At 68.9% G+C, this 18236-nt stretch carries 9 protein-coding genes and 2 tRNA genes; 8 read left to right on the forward strand and 3 right to left on the reverse strand.

Annotation, left to right across the window (positions count from 1 at the left end; all coding sequences use genetic code 11):
- Positions 1–52: 52 nt before the first annotated feature.
- Positions 53–129 (reverse strand) — tRNA-Asp (locus tag D0T21_RS30850).
- A gap of 23 nt (positions 130–152) precedes the next feature.
- Positions 153–228 (reverse strand) — tRNA-Val (locus tag D0T21_RS30855).
- Positions 229–408: 180 nt separating this feature from the next.
- On the opposite strand from D0T21_RS30855, the gene D0T21_RS30860 reads away from it, so the two are divergent.
- The 4 genes from D0T21_RS30860 to D0T21_RS30875 all read left to right on the forward strand — a co-directional run bounded on the left by D0T21_RS30860 (position 409) and on the right by D0T21_RS30875 (position 3818).
- Positions 409–1683 carry an MFS transporter gene (locus D0T21_RS30860; RefSeq protein ID WP_116993823.1) on the forward strand — a complete coding sequence of 425 codons (1275 nt, stop codon included), beginning with the start codon at positions 409–411 and terminating at the stop codon, positions 1681–1683.
- Between the two features lie 70 nt (positions 1684–1753).
- Positions 1754–2110: a nuclear transport factor 2 family protein gene (locus D0T21_RS30865; RefSeq protein WP_116993822.1), complete on the forward strand. Its 357-nt coding sequence runs from the start codon at positions 1754–1756 to the stop codon at positions 2108–2110.
- 38 nt (positions 2111–2148) lie between these two features.
- Positions 2149–2985 (forward strand): alpha/beta fold hydrolase, encoded by an 837-nt coding sequence (locus D0T21_RS30870; protein WP_116993821.1) that lies wholly within the window; start codon positions 2149–2151, stop codon positions 2983–2985.
- Positions 2982–3818, forward strand: a complete 837-nt coding sequence (locus tag D0T21_RS30875) for a helix-turn-helix domain-containing protein (RefSeq protein WP_116993820.1) — start codon at positions 2982–2984, stop codon at positions 3816–3818. The genes D0T21_RS30870 and D0T21_RS30875 overlap by 4 nt, the downstream gene beginning before the upstream one ends.
- Here D0T21_RS30875 and D0T21_RS30880 read toward each other — a convergent pair.
- A complete protein-coding gene (locus D0T21_RS30880) occupies positions 3815–4648 on the reverse strand; it encodes an ABC transporter substrate-binding protein (RefSeq protein WP_116993819.1) in 834 nt (277 codons plus the stop codon). The two genes, D0T21_RS30875 and D0T21_RS30880, sit on opposite strands and share 4 nt — an antisense overlap.
- 122 nt (positions 4649–4770) lie before the next feature.
- Here D0T21_RS30880 and dinB point away from each other — a divergent pair, with 122 nt between their 5' ends.
- The 4 genes from dinB to D0T21_RS30900 all read left to right on the forward strand — a co-directional run bounded on the left by dinB (position 4771) and on the right by D0T21_RS30900 (position 18230).
- On the forward strand, positions 4771–5922 hold the full coding sequence (dinB, locus tag D0T21_RS30885) for a DNA polymerase IV (protein WP_116993818.1): 1152 nt from the start codon (positions 4771–4773) through the stop codon (positions 5920–5922).
- An 81-nt stretch (positions 5923–6003) separates the two neighbouring features.
- Positions 6004–6900 carry a recombination-associated protein RdgC gene (locus D0T21_RS30890; RefSeq protein ID WP_116993817.1) on the forward strand — a complete coding sequence of 299 codons (897 nt, stop codon included), beginning with the start codon at positions 6004–6006 and terminating at the stop codon, positions 6898–6900.
- A gap of 172 nt (positions 6901–7072) precedes the next feature.
- Positions 7073–14866 carry a hypothetical protein gene (locus D0T21_RS30895; protein ID WP_116993816.1) on the forward strand — a complete coding sequence of 2598 codons (7794 nt, stop codon included), beginning with the start codon at positions 7073–7075 and terminating at the stop codon, positions 14864–14866.
- A 154-nt stretch (positions 14867–15020) separates the two neighbouring features.
- Positions 15021–18230 carry a hypothetical protein gene (locus D0T21_RS30900; protein WP_116993815.1) on the forward strand — a complete coding sequence of 1070 codons (3210 nt, stop codon included), beginning with the start codon at positions 15021–15023 and terminating at the stop codon, positions 18228–18230.
- The last annotated feature ends 6 nt before the right edge of the window (positions 18231–18236 follow it).

An 18236-nucleotide genomic window follows, 5' to 3' on the forward strand; every position in this document is an offset into this window, starting at 1 on the left:
AAGCGGCGCAGAAATGATTAAGGGCCCGACGAATCGGGCCCTTAAAGGAATTTGGCGGAGCGGACGGGACTCGAACCCGCGACCCCCGGCGTGACAGGCCGGTATTCTAACCAACTGAACTACCGCTCCAAATTTCGTTTTTTCTGTTTTCTTGGTGGGTGCTGAGAGGGTCGAACTCCCGACCTACGCCTTGTAAGGGCGCCGCTCTACCAACTGAGCTAAGCACCCAGAAAACATATCAGCTTTGCTTCACTACTTTGTCACAACTGCTGAACGAGGCCGTATTCTACAAGCTGGTTTATCCGTTCCGCAAGGGTTTTTGTAAATAATTTAGAAAATTTGTTTGCGGCCTCGCTTCCCGGTGTCACCATAGCCCCGCGCCGAATACCCAGAATAAGGACCGCCAGCATGCGCCACCACGATCACCAGCTCGACCCCCTGTACCGCCGCGTCAGCTGGCGGCTGATGCCTTTCCTGTTCCTGTGTTACGTGGCCGCCTACCTGGACCGGGTCAACGTCGGCTTCGCCAAATTGCAGATGCTGGCCGACCTGCGTTTCAGCGATACCGTCTATGGCATCGGCGCCGGCATCTTCTTCGTCGGCTACTTCCTGTTCGAGGTGCCGTCCAACCTGCTGATGACGCGCACCGGCGCCCGCATCTGGATCGCCCGCATCATGATCAGCTGGGGCTTGATCTCGTCGGCGCTGATGCTGGCCAACAGCGTGGCGACGTTTTATCTGCTGCGCTTCCTGCTCGGCGCGGCGGAGGCCGGCTTCTTCCCCGGCATCATCCTGTATCTGACGTACTGGTATCCGGCCCATCGCCGCGCGCGCATGGTGGCGCTGTTCATGAGCGGGGTGGCGGTGGCCGGCGTGGTCGGCGGACCGCTGTCGGGCTGGATCATGAAAACCTTCGCCGGACTATATGGCCTCAGCGGCTGGCAATGGCTGTTCCTGCTGGAAGGCTTGCCGTCGGTGCTGATCGGCGTCTGGACGCTGTTCTACCTGGACGACGGCATCCGCAGCGCCAAGTGGCTCAGCGAGGACGACAAGCAGCAGCTGGAGCGCGCCATCGCCGAAGACGGCCAGCATCAGCAGCGTCTGCCGCTGGCGCAGGTATTCGGCAGCGGCAAGGTATGGCTGCTGGCGCTGGTGTACTTCCTGTTCGTGATGGGCTTGTACGGCGTGAGCTTCTGGCTGCCGCAGTTGATCAAGAACAGCGGCGTCAAGGACGTGTTCGATATCGGCCTGTTGACGGCGATCCCGTACTCGGTGGCGGCGGTGGCGATGGTGCTGGCCGCGCGCCACTCCGACCGCAGCGGCGAACGGCGCTGGCACGCGGCCGCTGCCGCCGTGGCCGGCGCGCTGGGCCTGGTGGTGGCCACTGTCTACAGCGACAACACCGTCATCGCCATGGCCGCGCTGAGCGTGGCGACGGCCGGCATCCTGAGCACCTTCCCGATCTTCTGGAGCTTGCCGACCGCCATGCTGGGCGGCGCGGCGGCGGCGGCCGGCATCGCCTTGATCAACTCGGTCGGCAACCTGGCCGGCTTCGCCAGTCCCTACCTGGTCGGCGCCATCAAGGATGCGAGCGGCAGCACCGCCAACGGCATCTATCTGCTGGCGGCCAGCCTGGTGGCCGGCGCCGTGCTGGTGGTGGCGCGACGATTACCTGGGACGTAATCGCCGCCGCGCACCGATTTCCGGAGAATGGTTTCTGTCGCCACGACACAACCCACTCAAGGAGATCAGCATGACTACCCCATCCCACATCGCTACGCTATACCTGGCCGTCTGGAACGAACGCGACGCCGCCGCCCGCCGCGCCCTGGTGGCGCGCGCCTTCGCGCTCGACGCCAGCTACCTCGACCCGATGATGCGCGGCGCCGGCCACGACGGCATCGACGCCATGATCGCCGGCGCGCAAAGCCAGTTCCCCGGCTTCCGCTTCGAACTGGACGGCACGCCGGACGGCCACAACCATGTGGTGCGCTTCTCGTGGACGCTGGCCGCGCCCGGCAGCGCGCCGGTGGCGCACGGCACCGATGTCGCCGAGCTCGGCGCCGACGGCCGCCTGACCCGCGTCACCGGCTTCCTGAACGCCGCCTGATTACAGTCGAGCTATCATTACCTTCCAAGGAGATCATCATGCCTGCACTGAGCGCACCGGGATACATCCGCACCGACGATGGCGTCGACCTGTTCTACCGCGACTGGGGCGATGGCGCGCCGGTGCTGTTCGTGGCCAGCTGGTCCATGCCGTCGGACATGTGGCAATACCAGATGCTGGCGCTGTCGCAGCGCGGCCTGCGCTGCATCGCCTTCGACCGGCGCGGCCACGGCCGCTCCAGCGATCCGGGACGCGGCTACGATTTCGACACGCTGGCCGACGACCTGGCCGCCGTCATCGAGGCGCTGGACCTGCATCGCGTGACGCTGGTCGGTCATTCGATGGGCTGCAACGAAATCGTCCGCTACCTGAGCCGCCACGGCAGCGCCCGCGTGGCCCGCGTCGCGCTGCTGGGCACGATGACGCCGATGATCACCCAGGACGACAGCAACCCCGACGGCATAGCCCCCGCCTTGCTGGACTACTTCCGCAACCAGCAGCTGGCGCGCGATTTCCCGCAGTGGGTGGACGACAACCTGCCGCCGTTCCTGACGCCCGACACCTCGCCGGCGATCGCCAACTGGCTGCGCCAGCTGGCGCTGGGCACCTCGCTGCAAGCGCTGACGGAATGCAACCGCGCTCTAGACGGCGCCGATTTCCGGCCCGAACTGCCGCGCATCGACCGTCCGGTGCTGCTGATCGCCGGCGACGCCGACGTCAGCGCGCCATTCGAACTGACCGCCGCCCCGAGCGCCGCGCTGATCCCGGACGTGCGCCTGCACCGCTACGAAGGTGCGCCGCACGGCATGTTCGTCACCCACCTGGACCGCGTCAACGCCGACCTGCTGGACTTCCTCGACGTGGCGCCGGCATGAACGGCGTGGCCGACTATTTCAGCGACTTCGCCACCGCGCTGAAGTACTGGCGCGGCAAGCGCGGCTACAGCCAGCTGCGCCTGTCGACCGAGAGCGAGATTTCGCAGCGCCACATCAGCTTCCTGGAAAGCGGCCGCTCGCAACCGAGCAAGGACTTGATACTGAAGCTGGGCATGGTGCTGGAAATCCCCCTGCGACAACGCAACGTCATGCTGCTGGCGGCCGGCTTCGCGCCGGCCTACCAGGAACGCAAGCTGTCCGATCCCGAACTGGGCGCGGTGCGCCAGGCGCTGGACTTCATGCTGGCGCAGCAGGCGCCGTATCCGGCGCTGGTGGTCGATCGCCTGTGGAATCTGCAGATGGCCAACGCGCCGGCGGCCGGCATGATGCGCTGGCTGCTGGGCATGCCGGAGGACGCGGCCATTCCCACCGACGGCTCGGTCAACGTGCTCAAGCTGATGCTGGACCCGAACGGCGTGCGCCAGTACCTGCACAACTGGGCAGAAGTCAGCGCCGACTCGCTGCACTGGATACAGCGCGAAGCCATGAGCGACGGCCCCGGCAGCGAGGCGACCCTGCTGCTGGGCGAGTTGCTGGCGCTGCCCGGCATCGCCGGCATGTCCGGGGTGGGCCATGCAATTCCCAACCTGGACCGCCGCGCCTTGCCCTTCCTGCCGCTGACGCTGCGCAAGGACGGCGTCGAACTGAACCTGTTCACCACTATCGCCACCTTGGGCACGCCGCACGATGTCACCGTGCACGAGCTGAGGATAGAATCGTTCTTCCCGGCCGACGAGGCCAGCGCGGCGTGGTTCCGCGCCCGCCACGGCTAGTTGCCCGGCAGGGCGTCCAGCAGCTCGCGCACGCCGCCGCTGAAGATCTGGCGGGCGATCTCCTCGCCAAGATAGCGCTCGTAGATTTTCTGCACGCCGCCGTCGCCGATGATGGCGCGCAGCGCCTCGGTGTAGCGGTGTAGCGTCGGCGCGGGCACCTGCTTCGACACATACATGCCCACCAGCGCGCGCGGCGATTCGGCGAACGGCGTGGCCGTCATCTTGCCCAGCATGTGAAACTGGCGCTGGTGCAGCACGTGGATGGCGGGCGGCGCCAGCGTGCCTTCGGCCCGTCCGGCCAGGATCTTGCGGAACACCACGCCGTAGTCGTTGACGTATTCCAGCCGCCCCAGCTTTTGCAGCCGTTCCATCTGCACCATCGTCGCGGCGGAATAGGAGATGCCGCGCGTGACGTTCAGCCGCGCCGTGCTGTGCTCGACAAACTCCGCCAGGCTGCGGAACTTGCCGGCGCTCTTGTTGAGCAGCAGCAGCTCGAAACGGGTGTAGGTGTAGGGCAGCCACACGCCATGGCGGTCGCGCTCGGCGGTACGCAGCGAGGCGCCGGTCAGGTCCAGCTGGCCGTTGAAGAACTGCGCATACAGCCGGCCGTGCGGATACCACTCCAGCTGGAAGGTGCAGCCGCTGCGCTTGCGCATCGCCTCCAGCACGTCGGCCGTGATGCCGCGGATGGCGGCGCCGTCGCGGTAGGCCGAGTAGCCCAGGTCGCTCAGCCCGGCCCGCGCCGGCGCGCAGGGGGCGTCCGCCGCCCACGCCGCAGGCGCGGCGGACAGCAGCAGGCACAGCAAGAGGGTGCGCGGGCGCTTGGACATGTCGTCAGGAGGAAACAGATAGTTTCCAAAGTGTAACATCAGGCCCCGGCAAAAGGTGGGGTCTTGCGGCGCGAATGATTTCCGTAGATACTGTATGTATTCACAGTAATTTTACCCGCACCATGGTTGACGACCAGCGCCGCATTGCCCACCTCGACATGGACGCGTTTTATGCGTCCGTCGAGCTGTTGCGTTATCCCGAGCTGCGCGGCTTGCCGGTGGTCATCGGCGGCGGCCGCGACGCCCAGCCGGTGGCGCAGGCGGACGGCACCCACACGTTTTCCCGCCTGCGCGACTATGTCGGACGCGGCGTCATCACCACCGCCACCTACGAGGCGCGCGCGCTCGGCGTCGGCTCGGCCATGGGCATGATGAAGGCGGCCAAGCTGGCGCCGGACGCGATCCTGCTGCCGGTCAACTTCGACGCCTACCGCCATTGTTCGCGGCTGTTCAAGAACGCCGTGGCCGCCATCGCGCCGGATTTCGAGGACCGCGGCATCGATGAAATCTATATCGACCTGACTCACGTCGAAGGCGAGACGCGCGAGCTGGCGCAGCGCATCAAGCAGGCCGTGCGCGACGCCACCGGGTTGTCGTGCTCGATCGGCGTGACGCCCAACAAGCTGCTGTCGAAGATCTGCTCGGACCTGGACAAGCCCAACGGCCTGACCATCCTCGGCTACGACGACATCCCGGCCCGCATCTGGCCGCTGGGCGTGCGCAAGATCAACGGCATCGGCCCCAAGGCCACCGAGAAGCTGGCGGCGCTGGGCATAGGGACCATCGGCCAGCTGGCGGCGGCCGACGCCGGCCTGCTGCAAGACCATTTCGGCGCCCACTACGCGGCCTGGCTGGCCGAGGCCTCGCACGGCATCGACCGCCGTGAAATCTCCACCAGCTCCGAGAGCAAGTCGATCAGCCGCGAAACCACCTTCGAGCGCGACCTGCACGCGCGCCAGGACCGCGACACCTTGTCCGGCATCCTGACCCAGCTGTGCGCCCGGCTGGCGGACGACCTCAAACGCAAGGGCTACGTCAGCCGCACCATCAGCATCAAGCTGCGCTTCGACGATTTCCAGATTGTCAGCCGCAACGTCACCCTGCCGCTGCCGGTGGCCGACACCACCGGCATCCTGCACGCCGCGCGCGAGTGCCTGAAGCGGGTGCCGCTGCAACGCCGGCTGCGCCTGCTGGGCGTGCGCGCCAGCACGCTGGAGCCGCCCGGCTCCGGCCCGCAGGCCTCCTTGCCCCGGCAAGGCGAATTGTTCGCCTAGGTCAGCAACACAATCGGTCCGGCGCCGCCATCACCGTGTAAAATGGCGCTCCCCTGGCATTACTGAAACAAGGCTCAACACATGTGGTTCAAGAATCTACAGATTTACCGTCTGCCGGCCCCTTGGGCCTACACCCCCGAACAACTGGAAGCAGCGCTGGCCTCCCACTCCTTCGTCCCGGCAAGCAGCAATGAGCTGCTGCGCCAGGGTTGGGACACGCCGCGTCCGAACGGCGGCTTGGTGCACGTCGTCAACAAACAAATGCTGATCCTGCTGGGCACCGAGAAGAAGCTGCTGCCGAACACCGTCATCAACCAGGTCGCCAAGGCGCGCGCCGCCGAAATGGAAGAAGCGCAAGGCTTCGCTCCCGGCAAGAAGGCGATGAAGGAACTGAAGGAACGCGTGGCCGACGAACTGCTGCCGCGCGCCTTCTCGATCCGCAGCAACGTCTGGACCTGGATCGATCCGGTCAACGGCTGGTTGGTGGTCGACGCCGCCAGCCCGGCCAAGGCCGACGAAGTGATCAAGCTGCTGCTCAAGGCGGTCGACAAGCTGCCGCTGGAAAGCCTGCGCGTGCAGCGCTCGCCGGTGGGCGTGATGACCGAATGGCTGCAGGCCGACGATGCGCCGTCCGGCTTCACGGTCGACATGGATACCGAACTGCGCGCCACCGGCGAGAGCAAGGCGGCCGTGCGCTACGTGCGCCACACGCTGGAAGCGGACGAAGTGCGCCGCCACATCGCGGCCGGCAAGCAGTGCACCCGCCTGGCCATGACCTGGGACAGCAAGATCTCCTTCGTGCTGACCGAATCGCTGGCGATCAAGGGCATCAAGCCGCTGGACGTGATCGCCGAAAAAGAATCGAGCACCAAGAACGACGACGAGCGCTTCGACGGCGATTTCATGCTGATGAGCGGCGAACTGGCCAAGCTGATGGCCGATGTGGTGGAAGCGTTGGGCGGCGAAGCCAAGGCTTGATCGCGCGACAACAAAGCCATTGCTGATTGGTTAAGAATGCCGCAAAGTCTTTGATTTTGCGGCATTTTTCATGTAACTTTTGATAAAAATCGGGGAAAATAATTTCGTTGCTCTGTAGAAATTAGCGCAATTTCTGCTATAGTGAAAGTTGTTATCAAATTAGGAACTCGTGATGAGCACCTTCGTCCCCATTATTACCACTGACCAGATCGCCAACCACCTGACCACCCAGGACGTGTTGTCGTGGACCAGCGAGGATATTGCGGCGTTGAGCTCGCTCCAGGTGCCAGCCTTGCGCACCGATCACCTGTCCGTCATGACCAGCTCCCAGCTGGCCTACCTGGCCACCGCCAATGTCGCGGTGTTGACCACGCAGGACCTGGCCGCCATCAAGCCGACCGTCCTGAACGCCGTCGGTGCCCTGCCGTCCGGTTTCATGGGCGCGCTGAGCAGCGCGCAGATCGTCGCCCTGAGCACCGCCCAGGCGGCGGCGCTGGGCACCCAGGCCTTCAGCAACCTCAGCACGCAAGCCATCGCCGCGTTTGAAACGGCCGATCTGGCCGCCTTGAGCAGCGCCGATATCGCCAGCCTGTCGTCCGACCAGGTGGCCCTGATGAGCACCGGCCAATTGGCCGCGCTGGGCACGCACCAGCTGGTGACCTTGACGGCCGATGAAATCCTGGCCATCGGCACGCGCGGCATCGCCGCGTTGGGCACGAAGTCCATCGCCGCGCTGAGCACGGCGCAGATGTCGGGGCTGAGCTCGGGCCAGGTGGCGGCGCTGAGCACCGCGCAGGCCGCCGCGCTGAGTGGCGCGCAACTGAACGCCTTGGCCTCCGACGTCGTCGCCGCGCTGGAAACGGCCGATCTCGTCGCGCTGAAAACGGCGGCGCTGGCCGCGCTGTCGACCCGCACGATCGCCGCGCTGGGCAGCACCCAGCTGGGCGCGCTGACCACCGGCGAATTCGCCGCATTGGGCAGCGCCCAGATCGGCGCCATCGCCAGCGCCAGCCTGGCCGGCTTGTCGAGCGCCGACCTGGCGGTCCTCAATCCGCTGGCGGTACCGGTGCTGGGCACGGCGCTGATGGCCGGGCTGAGCACGGTCCAACTGGCCGGCTTCGGCACCCGCCATATCGCCGCCATGAGCAGCGACCAGATCGCCGCGCTCGGCAGCGCGCAGATCCACTCCCTTAGTTCCCTGCAGATCGGCGCCTTCGGTTCGCGCCAGGTGCTGGGCCTGTCGACCGCCGACATCGCCGCCATCGGCAGCGCCGGCATCAAGGCGCTGAGCGCGGACGCGGTCGGCGCGCTGACCTCCGACCAGTTCGCCCAGCTGGGCGCCGGCGCCCCCGGGCAGATCGCGCTGTTGGGCACGGCTCAGCTGGCCGCGTTGAAGACCTCGATGCTGGCGGGCCTGACCACCGACCAGGTGGTGGCGCTGTCGACCGCGCAAGCGGCCGCGCTGAGCAGCGCCCAGATCGCCAGCCTGTCGACGGCGCAGTTGGCCGCGATGGAGACGGCTGACCTGGCCGCGGTGAAAATCGCCGGCATCGCGGGCCTGAGCACGCTGCAGGTGTCCGTGCTGAATAGCGGCCAGGTCAACGCCTTGGCGACGGCACAGTTCGCATCGCTGAGCACCCGGCAGTTGAACGCACTGTCCGCCGTGGTGCTGAATTACTTGACGAACGCCGCGGTGTTGGCCTTGAGTCCTGCCAGCGTCGCCTCGCTCAGTCCTGCCCAGTTGGGCGCCATGGGTTCGCTACAGATCAATGCTTTGAGCACGCGCCAGGTCGCCGCGCTGACCACCGCCCAGATCGCGGGAATGAGTTCTTCCAGCCAGTTCGAACGCATGAACACCGCTATGGTGGCGGCACTGAGCGCAAGCCAGGCCGCCGCCCTGAGCTCCGACGACCTCGTTACACTGTTTGCGATTGACGCCGGCAAGGCGCTCAGCACGACCGCGTTCGCGGCACTCTCGTCGTCTCAGTTCTACGGTTTGTGGAATGGTGTGGGCTACGGCAATGGTTTCGGTGCGATCACCACGGCGCAGATCGCCGCCATGAACACGTCGGCCTTGTCCATACTCAACGCACCGGGTTTCTACTGGACGTTGAGCAGCGCTCAAGCTGCCGCACTGAGCAGCAAGCAGCTGAGCAGCCTGTCGACGTCGGGAGTCCATGGCTTGTTGACAGAGCAGGTGGCGGCATTGAGAACCGCGTCGATCGCTGGGTTGTCCACGCAGCAGATAGCCGTGCTCGACAGCGCGCAAGTGCGCGCGCTCACCACCGCCCAGATCGCCGCGCTGAGCAGCACGCAGTTCGGCGCCCTGAGCTCCGCCGGCCTGGATGGCCTGGAACCGGGCGACCTGGCCGCGCTCAACAGCGGCGCCATCGCCGTGCTGGGCAGCGCCGCCCTCGCCAGCCTGGACACAACGCAAATCGCCGGCCTGGGCACGCGCCAGATCGCCTCGCTGTCGAGCACGCAACTGAACGCCCTGAACAGCGCCCAGGCCCACAGCCTGACCTCGACGCAGCTCGCCGCGCTCAGTTCGCTGCAGCTGGCCAACCTGTCGACGGCCGAGGTGGCCGCGCTCAACGCCGCCAGCCTGCCCGGCCTGCGCACCGCCGCCATCGTCGGCCTCAATTCGGACCAGCTGACCGCGCTGGGCAGCGCCCAGGTGCAGGCCTTGAGCACCGCGCAGATCACCGCGCTGCGCAGCGCCGCGCTGGCCGGCCTGACCACCGCCGAAACCGTGGCGTTGACGGCCACCCAGGTCGCTGCGCTGAGCAGCGGCCAGCTGCGCGCCATGAGCACGCAAGCGATCGCCGCCATGGAGCCGCTGGACCTGGCCGCGCTGCGCACCGCCGCCATTCCCGGCCTGAGCTCGGCCCAGGTGGCCGCGCTGAACAGCGGCCAGCTGGCCGCGCTGACCATGGCGCAGTTCCTGACCCTGAATGCATCGCAGCTGTCGGCGCTGTCGTCCGACACCATCGCCGGCTTCGCCAGCGCCAATATGGCCGCCTTCAGCACCGCCAATATCGCGGCGCTGAGCGCGTCCGCGGTCGGCAACCTGAGCGCGCTGCAATTGTCCAGCCTGACCTCGCAGCAGTTTGCCGTGCTGTCCAGCACCCAGCTGGCGGGGCTGCACACGGCGCAGATCGCCGGCCTGGGCGTGCCGCAGATCCTGGGCCTGAGCTCGCGCAACATCGCCGGCCTGTCGAGCGCCGACGTGGCCGCCCTGGGCGCCATTGCCATCCGCACCCTGAACACCTCGGCGCTGGCCGCGCTGAGCGCCGAGCAACTGGCCGCGCTGGCCAACGATCCGTCCGGCAGCCTGTTCGGCACGCTGGGCACGGCGCAAATCGCCGCGCTGCGCCCGCTCGGCCTGTCCGGCCTGAGCACCAGCCAGGTGGTGGCGCTGAGCACCGCGCAAGCCGCCGTACTGAGCAGCAGCCAGCTGGCCGCGCTCTCCAGCAACGACATCGCGGCGCTGGAAACGGCCGACCTGGCCGCGCTCAAGACCGCGGCGCTGACCGGCCTGGGCAGCCAGCAAGTGGCGGCGTTCAACAGCGACCAGGTGACGGCGCTGACCAGCGCCCAGGTCGCCTCGCTGAGCAGCAGCCAGGTGCTGGCGCTGTCCTCGTCGGCCGTGGCCGGCTTGCAGACCAGCGATGTCGGCGCGCTGAGCACGGCGGTGATCGCCGCCTTGCCGGTCAGCGTGCTGGTGAAGCTGAGCAGCGCCCAGGTCGCGGCGCTGAGCACGCGCCAGATCGCCGCCCTCGGCACCGACCAGCTGGCCGGCCTGAGCACGCTGCAACTGGCCGCGCTGACGTCGGCGCAGCTGGGCGCCTTCGGTTCGCGCCAGATCGTCGCGCTGTCGTCGAGCGCCATCGACGCGCTCGACCCCGCCGCCCTGACCGGCCTGAAAGCGGCCGCGCTGGCCGCGCTGAGCTCGGCGCAGCTGGCCCAGCTGGGCAACGACACCGGCGGCGCCAGCCATATCGACCTGCTGTCCACGCTGCAGATCGCCGCGCTGGGCAGCGCCGCCGTCAGCGGCCTGAGCACGCGCCAGATCGTCGCCCTGAGCACGGCCCAGGCGGCCGCGCTGAGCAGCGCCCAGCTGGCCGCGTTCGGCACCAGCGCCATCGCCGCGCTGGAAGCGGCGGATGTGGCGGCCTTGCGTGCCGCCGCGTTCGCCAGCCTGTCGACCGACCAGATGCGGGCCATGACCGCTACCCAGCTGGCCGCGCTGACCACCCAGCAGTTGGCCGCCTTGAGCAGCTTGCAACTGGGCGCCTTGTCCAGCAACACCCTGCTGGGCCTGACGACCGCCAACATGGCGGTGCTGGGCACCGCCGCCATCAGCGGCCTGACCACGCGCATCATCTCGCAACTGGCGCCGACGCAACTGGGGGCGCTGAAATCGCAGCAAGTGATGGCGCTGAGCAGCGACCAGATCGCCGCCATCGGCACCCAGCAAATCGTGGCCTTCAGTTCGGCCCAGCTGGACGCGTTCGGCTCGCGCCAGATCGCCGGCCTGACCACCATCGACCTGGCCGCGCTCGACAGCCGCGCGCTGCCGGGCCTGAGCACGGCCGCCATCGCGGCGCTCAGCTCGGCGCAACTGGCGGCCCTAGCCGGCGGCCTCGCCAGCGCCCAGTTCGCCTCGTTGCGCAGCGCGCAGATCGCGGCGCTGAGCACCACCGCCTTGTCGGGGCTGGGCAGCGAGCAGCTGGCCGCCCTCACCACCGCCGAGGCGGCCGCGTTCGGCAGCAGCCAGATCGCCGTCTTCAGCACCGCGCAGATCGCAGCGCTGCAAAGCGATGACCTGGCCGCGCTGAAGACCGCGGCCATCGCCGCGCTCAGGTCCGATCAGTTGGCCGTGCTGGGCACCGACACCGCCGGCATCAGCCATATCGACGCCTTGACGACGGCCCAAGTCGTGTCCTTGCGCAGCGCCGCGCTGGCCGGCCTGGACACGCGCCAGATCGTCGCGCTGAGCACGACGCAGGCGGCGGCCCTGCTCAGCCAGCAGGTGGCCGCGCTCTCGACCCGGCAGATCGCCGCGCTGGAGACGGCCGACCTGGCCGCGCTGAAGCTGTCCGCGATCGCCGGCCTGGGCAGTGCGCAGCTGGCGGCGCTGAGCAGCACCCAGCTGGGGGCGTTGACGACCGCGCAGTTCGGCGTGCTGAGCAGCGCGCAGATCGGCGCCCTGAGCAGCCAGATGGTGATCGGCCTGGCCACCACCAACCTGGCCGCCCTGAGCCAGCAAGCGGTGGCCGGCCTGAATGTGTCGCTGCTGGCCAATCTGTCGCAAAACCAGCTCAACAGCCTGAGCACGCGCCAGGTCACGGCGCTGCTGAGCCAGCAGATCGCCGCCCTCGGCAGCGCCCAGCTGGCCGGATTGACGCTGGCGCAAATCGGCGCGCTGGGCTCGCTCCAGATGGCCGGCCTGTCGAGCGCGGATATCGTCGCGCTCGACACCGCGCATTTGACCGCCTTCAGCACGGCGGCGATCGCCAGCCTGCGGTCGGAACAGATGGCGGTGCTGGGCGTGGCGCCGAACGGTGCGCCCTCCCGCGTCGACGCGCTGACCACGGCGCAGGTGGCGGCCTTCGGTACCGCCGCCTTGCAAGGCTTGACGGCGGCGCAGCTGGCGGCCTTGAGCACCAGCCAGGCAGCGGTGTTGAGCAGCGCGCAACTGGCGGCGCTGGCGCCGGCGACGCTGGCGGCCATGTCGACCCAGGATGTCGCGGCGCTGCGCACCGTCGCCATCGCCGGCCTCAAGACGGCCCAGGCGGCGGCGCTGGCGAGCATGCAGCTGGCGGCCTTGACGACCGCCCAGGTCGCCGTGTTGAACAGCGCCCAGGTGGGGGCCTTGAGCACGGCCGCCTTGACGGGCCTGGAAAGCGCCGACCTCGGCGCGTTGAACACCGCTGCGCTGGGCGGCCTGTCGGGCGCCGCGTTCGGCGGCCTGAGCGCGTCGCAACTGGCCGGCCTGACGTCGGCCCAGGTGGCGTCGCTGCGCAGCGCCCAGCTCGACGCACTGAACACGCAACAGATTTACGCCTTGAACTCGGTGCAGATTCGTGCGCTGAACTCGCAACAGCTGACGCTGCTGTCGCCGTCCGACGTGGCCGCCATCCGCACCGACAACCTGGCTGCGCTGAGCACCTCGGCGCTGGCCGGGCTGACGTCGGCGCAAATGGCGGTGCTCGGCGCCGATCCGCTGGGCAGTGCGGCGCAGCTGATTTCCGTGCTCGGCACGGCGCAGATCGCCGCCTTGCGCACCGGCGCCTTGCAGGGCTTGAGCACGGCCCAGGTCGTGGCGCTGACCACGACCCAGGCCGCAACGCTGAGCAGCGCCCAGTTGGGCGCCTTGCAGCTGACCACGCTGGCGGCGATGGAAACGGCGGACCTGGCGGCACTGAAAACCGCGGCCATCGCCGGCCTGCGCACGCAGCAGCTGCAGGTCTTGAGCACCGCCCAGCTGGCGGCGCTGGGCAGCGCCCAGGTGGCCGCGCTCAACAGCACCCAGCTGAGCACCTTGAGCGCCGGCCAGGTGGCGGCGCTGAGCACGGCGGATGTGGCCGCGATCAACCCGCTGCTGCTGAACGCCGCCGCGCGCGACGGCAGCCTGCTGTCGGCGATGGGCACGGCCCAGCTGCGCGCCATGACCACGGCGCAGTTCGCCGCGCTGGGGTCGGCGGCGGTGGTGCAGATCCAGGCTTTTGCGCTGGCGGCCATCGAAACGGCCGACCTCGCGGCGCTGGGCACGGCCGCGATCCGCGCGCTGCATGACGACCAGTTGCTGGCGCTGGGCACCGAACAGATCGCCGCGCTCAGCCTGGCGCAAATCGGCGCGCTGCTGCCGAACGCTTCCAGCGCCAGTCAGTTCACCGGCGCCCAGATGGCGGCGTTCTCGTCGGCCCAGCTGGGGGCGCTGAGCACTGCGCTGATCGCCGACCTGACGGCGGCCAACCTGACCGCCATCGAAACCCGCGACATCCCCGGCCTGAGCACGCGCCAGTTCGCCGCGCTGACGACGACGCAGATGCAGGCACTGCTGACGGCGCAGTTGTCGGCGCTGACCACCACCCAGACCCACGCGATCTCCTTGACCCAGTACAACGCCTTGAGCGCCGACCAGGTCGCCGCCTTCAGCGCGGCCCAGCTGGCCGCCATGCCATTCCAGACGCCGCTGGTGCTGGACCTGGACGGCAACGGCGTCACCACGCTGGGGCTGGAGGCGGGCGTCCAGTTCGACCTGGCGGCCAACGGCCAGCGGCGCGCCACCGGTTGGGTGGGCGCCGGCGACGGCCTGTTGGCGCTGGACCGCAACCACAACGGCAGCATCGACGACGGTAGCGAGCTGTTCGGTTCGTCCACCCGCCTGGCCGCCGGCGGCACCGCCGCCAACGGTTACCAGGCGCTGGCGGAACTGGACAGCAACCACGACGGCATGATTAGCGCGCTCGACGCCGGCTACGGCGACCTGCGCGTGTGGGTCGACGCCAATGCCGACGGCGTCAGCCAGCCCGGCGAGTTGAAGACGCTGGCGGAACTGCGCATCACCAGCCTGAACCTGGATGTGCAGCGCGGCGGCGCCGTCGACCATGGCAACCTCATCGGCCTGACCTCCAGCTACACCAGCGCCGACGGCCAGCAGCACGCGGCCGCCGACGTCTGGTTCAAGCAGGGCTTGAGCGCGCAGGTCAGCGGCATGGCGCAAGCCTTGTCGGCGTTCGACGCCGGCGCGCCGCAGGCGCAGCAGGCCAGCCTGGACTTCGACGGCGGCCGCCCGGCCGGCGCCCTGGCGGCCAACGCGGCGCGCATGGCCGATGTGCTGCAACAGTTCCACGAGCTCGGCCGCAACGCCGCGGGCGGACAGGCGGACAGCGACACGCTGCGCCTGAAAGCCTTGCAGCAGACGGCCAGCCATGGCCTGCTGGCGGTGCCCAAATAGCCCGCGCCACAGCTTAAAAAACCGCCAGCCTGGACGCGCTCAAGATCGCGTTCAGTGCCGGCGGTTTTTTTTGCCTGCGCGCATAGCAAATCCTTAATCTTTCCTTTTCCCTCAACTCAAGCGCGCTACCACTTCATTAAAAAAAGGAAATACCATGACCTTCGACAGCAGCCTGACCCCGGAGCAGTTTGCCGCCGGCGGCACCCGTCTGATCAGCCGGCTCACCACCGCCGACCTGGCCCACCTGGGCGTTGAGTACATCGCGGCGATGACCACGGCGCAGGCCAATACCCTGACCGGCCCGCAACTGGCGGCGCTGCCGGCGGCCAGCGTCAGCGCCCTGCAGCCGGCCGACTTCGCGGCCTTGCGCACCTACTCGCTGAACCAGGTTTCGCAATCGACCGCCTTCATGGCGGCGCTGACGCCGGAACAACTGGCGGGGCTGACGGTGGGGCAGGCTGGACTGCTCAGCGCGAAGGGCATCCGTGGCCTGTCGCCCGAGGCGCTGGCCGCCATCGGCACCAGGCAGGTCAACATGCTGGCGGTCGCGCTGATCGAGAACCTGCAACCGGAGCAGGTGCACGCGCTGAGCGCCGGCCAGATCGCCGCGCTCAAGCCCGGCCAGGTGGCCGCGCTGCCGCTGCTGCGCCGCGAGGGCGAAGACATGTTCAGCGCCGACCAGATCGCGGCGTTTTCCACGCTGCAGATCGGCGCGCTGAGCACGGCGCTGATGAAGCAGCTGAGCGCCACCGAGCTGGCGGCGATTGAAACGGCCGATGTCGCGGCGCTGGGCTCGCGCCAGATCGGCGTGCTGAGCGTTGAGCAGCTGCTGTCGCTGACCCTGGACCAGTTGCACGCGCTGCAGAGCCGCCAGGTGGTGGCGCTGGGCAGCAGCCAGATCCAGGCGCTCGATGCCGAGCGCATCCATGCGCTGGGCGCGGCGGTCATCGGCGCGCTGAGCACGGCGCAATTCCACACGCTGCAGGCGGCCCAGCTGCATGCGCTGAGCAGCGCCCAGCTGGCCACGCTGACCGCGCGCCAGTTCGGCGTGCTGTCGACCGCCGACATCATGGCGCTCGACGGCGCCAGCCTGGCCGCGCTGCGGGTGGCGGTGATGGCGGCCCTGGGCTCGGCCCAGCTGGCCGCGCTGGGCGCCGGCGGCGACGGCGATTTCGGCCTGTTCTCGAGCGCGCAGGTGGCGGCGCTGGGCAGCGCAGCGCTGTCGGGCCTGACGGCGCAGCAGGCGGCGCAGCTGACCAGCGCCCAGGCCGCCGCATTGAACGCGACGCAGCTGGGCAGCTTGTCGACCCAGGCCATCGTCGCGCTCGACGGCAGCGACCTGGCGGCCTTGAAGGCGAGCGCCATCGCCGGCCTCAAGACGCGCCAGATGGCCGCCCTCAACGGCGAACAATGGGCCGCGCTGACCACGGCGCAGGTGGCCATGCTGAGCAGCAGCCAGGTCAACGCGCTCGACAGCGAAGCCTTCGCCGCGATCGAGACCGCCGACCTGGCCGCGCTGGGGGTGACCGCGATCGCCGGCCTGTCGACCCGCCTGCTGGCGCTGCTGGACCCGGACCGCATCGGCGCGCTGACGGCGCGCCAGCTCACTGCCTTCGGCTCGGCCAGCCTGAACGCCCTGAGCATTGAACAATTCCAGGCCTTGAGCACGGCGCAGCTCGCCAAGCTGAACCCGGCGTCGGCGGCCGGCCTGTCGACCGCCAACCTGGCGGCGCTGTCGCCGGCCGCGCTGGCGGCGCTGCCGGCCACGGTGTTCGGCGGGCTGAACTCGGCGCAGTTTGCCGTGCTGGGCGGGGCGGAACATCAGATCGGCCTGCTCAGCACGGCGCAGATCGCCCAGCTCAAGCCGGCCGCGCTGGCCGGCATGACGGTCGAGCAGGCCGTCGCGCTGAGCACGGCGCAGGCGGCCACGCTGAGCGGCGTGCAGATCGCCGCGCTGTCGCTGGAGGCGGTGGCGGCGCTGGAGGCGCAGGACTTCGCGGCGCTGAGCGCGGCGGCGATCTACGGCTTGCGCACCGCGCAGCTGGCGGTGCTGGGCAGCGAGCAGATCCTGGGGCTGACCACGGCCCAGGCGTCCGGCCTGGGCAGCCAGCACATCGCCGCCCTGTCCAGCGACGTGATGGCGCAGATGCAGACGGCGGAAATCGCCGCGCTGCGGCTCGGCGCCATCGTGGGCCTGCGTACCGACCAGTTGCAAGCCATGGGCAGCGACCGGATCAACGCGCTGTCGGCCGGCCAGGCTTCCATGCTCAACAGCACCCAGTTCGCCGCGCTGTCGGCCGAGGTGGTGGCCAATTTGCAGCTGAGCGACCTGGCGGGGCTGAACACCTCGGTGATCGCCAACCTGGCGCCGGCCACGCTGGCGGCGCTGACCAGCAGCCAGATCGGCGCGCTGCTCGGACGCCAGGTGGCGGTGCTGACCACCGCCGCGCTGGCCGGCCTGAGCCTGGAACAGTTCGCTGGCTTGACGGTCACGCAGTTCGGCGTGCTGACCTCGCGCCAGTACCAGGCCTTGACCGCGGAGGAAGTGGCGGCGATACGCACCGGGCAGCTGGCGGCGCTGTCGTCGCAGGTAGTCGGCAGTTTGAGCACGGCGCAGTTGGCGGCGTGGTCGACGATGCAGGTGGCGGCGCTGAGCGCGGCCCAAGCGGCGGCGCTGGCGGCCTCGCAGTTGCGCGGCCTGGGCAGCGACGGCCTGGCCGCGCTGAGCACGACGGCGGTCGGCGGCCTGAGCACCAGCGCCATCGCCCAGCTGCTGCCGGAACAGTTGCAGGCGTTCGGCACCGGGCAGATCGCCGCCTTGTCGCAGCGCCAGATCGCGGCGCTGCCGACCGCGCACATCGCCGGCGGCGACGTGCTGACCACGGATCAGATCGTGGCGCTGACGTCGAGCCAGGTGGCGGCGCTGAGCAAGCCGTTGCTGGCGGCGCTGGGTGCGGACGACCTGGCGGCGATCGAAACGCGCGACCTGCGGGCCCTGAGCAGCGCGCAGCTGGCGGTGCTGTCGACCGCGCAGATCGGCGCGCTGACGACGGCGCAGGCGGTGGTGTTCACGACCGCGCAGACGGCCGGCCTGAGCACGGCGCAGATGGCGGCGCTGGCGGCGGCCAAGCTGCCGCACCTGACGGCGCAGGGCGGCCCGTCCTTGCGGATGAAGGTGGGCGGCATGGTGGAGGCGCTGGCGGCCTTCGGCGAGGCCTGCCAGCCGGTCGCGGCCGGGCAGTCGTCGCTGGCGATGCCGGGCGGGCTGAAGGAGGCGGCCGGCATGCTGGCCGCGCCGGATGGCTTGCGATTGACTACTCTGTTGCCGGAGACGAAGGACTTGCTGGCGCCTCCGCGCAAGTAAGCAGGT

Origin of the sequence: Duganella sp. BJB476 (assembly GCF_003416895.1) — a bacterium.
Classification (GTDB): Bacteria; Pseudomonadota; Gammaproteobacteria; order Burkholderiales; family Burkholderiaceae_D; genus Rugamonas.

Bases quoted from the DNA above. Each gene is read 5' to 3' on its own strand.
- D0T21_RS30890 (WP_116993817.1), top strand. From the start codon at position 6,004: ATGTGGTTCAAGAATCTACAGATTTACCGTCTGCCGGCCCCTTGGGCC.
- D0T21_RS30865 (WP_116993822.1), top strand. From the start codon at position 1,754: ATGACTACCCCATCCCACATCGCTACGCTATACCTGGCCGTCTGGAAC.
- D0T21_RS30880 (WP_116993819.1), bottom strand. From the start codon at position 4,648: ATGTCCAAGCGCCCGCGCACCCTCTTGCTGTGCCTGCTGCTGTCCGCC.
- D0T21_RS30875 (WP_116993820.1), top strand. From the start codon at position 2,982: ATGAACGGCGTGGCCGACTATTTCAGCGACTTCGCCACCGCGCTGAAG.
- D0T21_RS30895 (WP_116993816.1), top strand. From the start codon at position 7,073: ATGAGCACCTTCGTCCCCATTATTACCACTGACCAGATCGCCAACCAC.
- dinB (WP_116993818.1), top strand. From the start codon at position 4,771: ATGGTTGACGACCAGCGCCGCATTGCCCACCTCGACATGGACGCGTTT.
- D0T21_RS30900 (WP_116993815.1), top strand. From the start codon at position 15,021: ATGACCTTCGACAGCAGCCTGACCCCGGAGCAGTTTGCCGCCGGCGGC.
- D0T21_RS30860 (WP_116993823.1), top strand. From the start codon at position 409: ATGCGCCACCACGATCACCAGCTCGACCCCCTGTACCGCCGCGTCAGC.
- D0T21_RS30870 (WP_116993821.1), top strand. From the start codon at position 2,149: ATGCCTGCACTGAGCGCACCGGGATACATCCGCACCGACGATGGCGTC.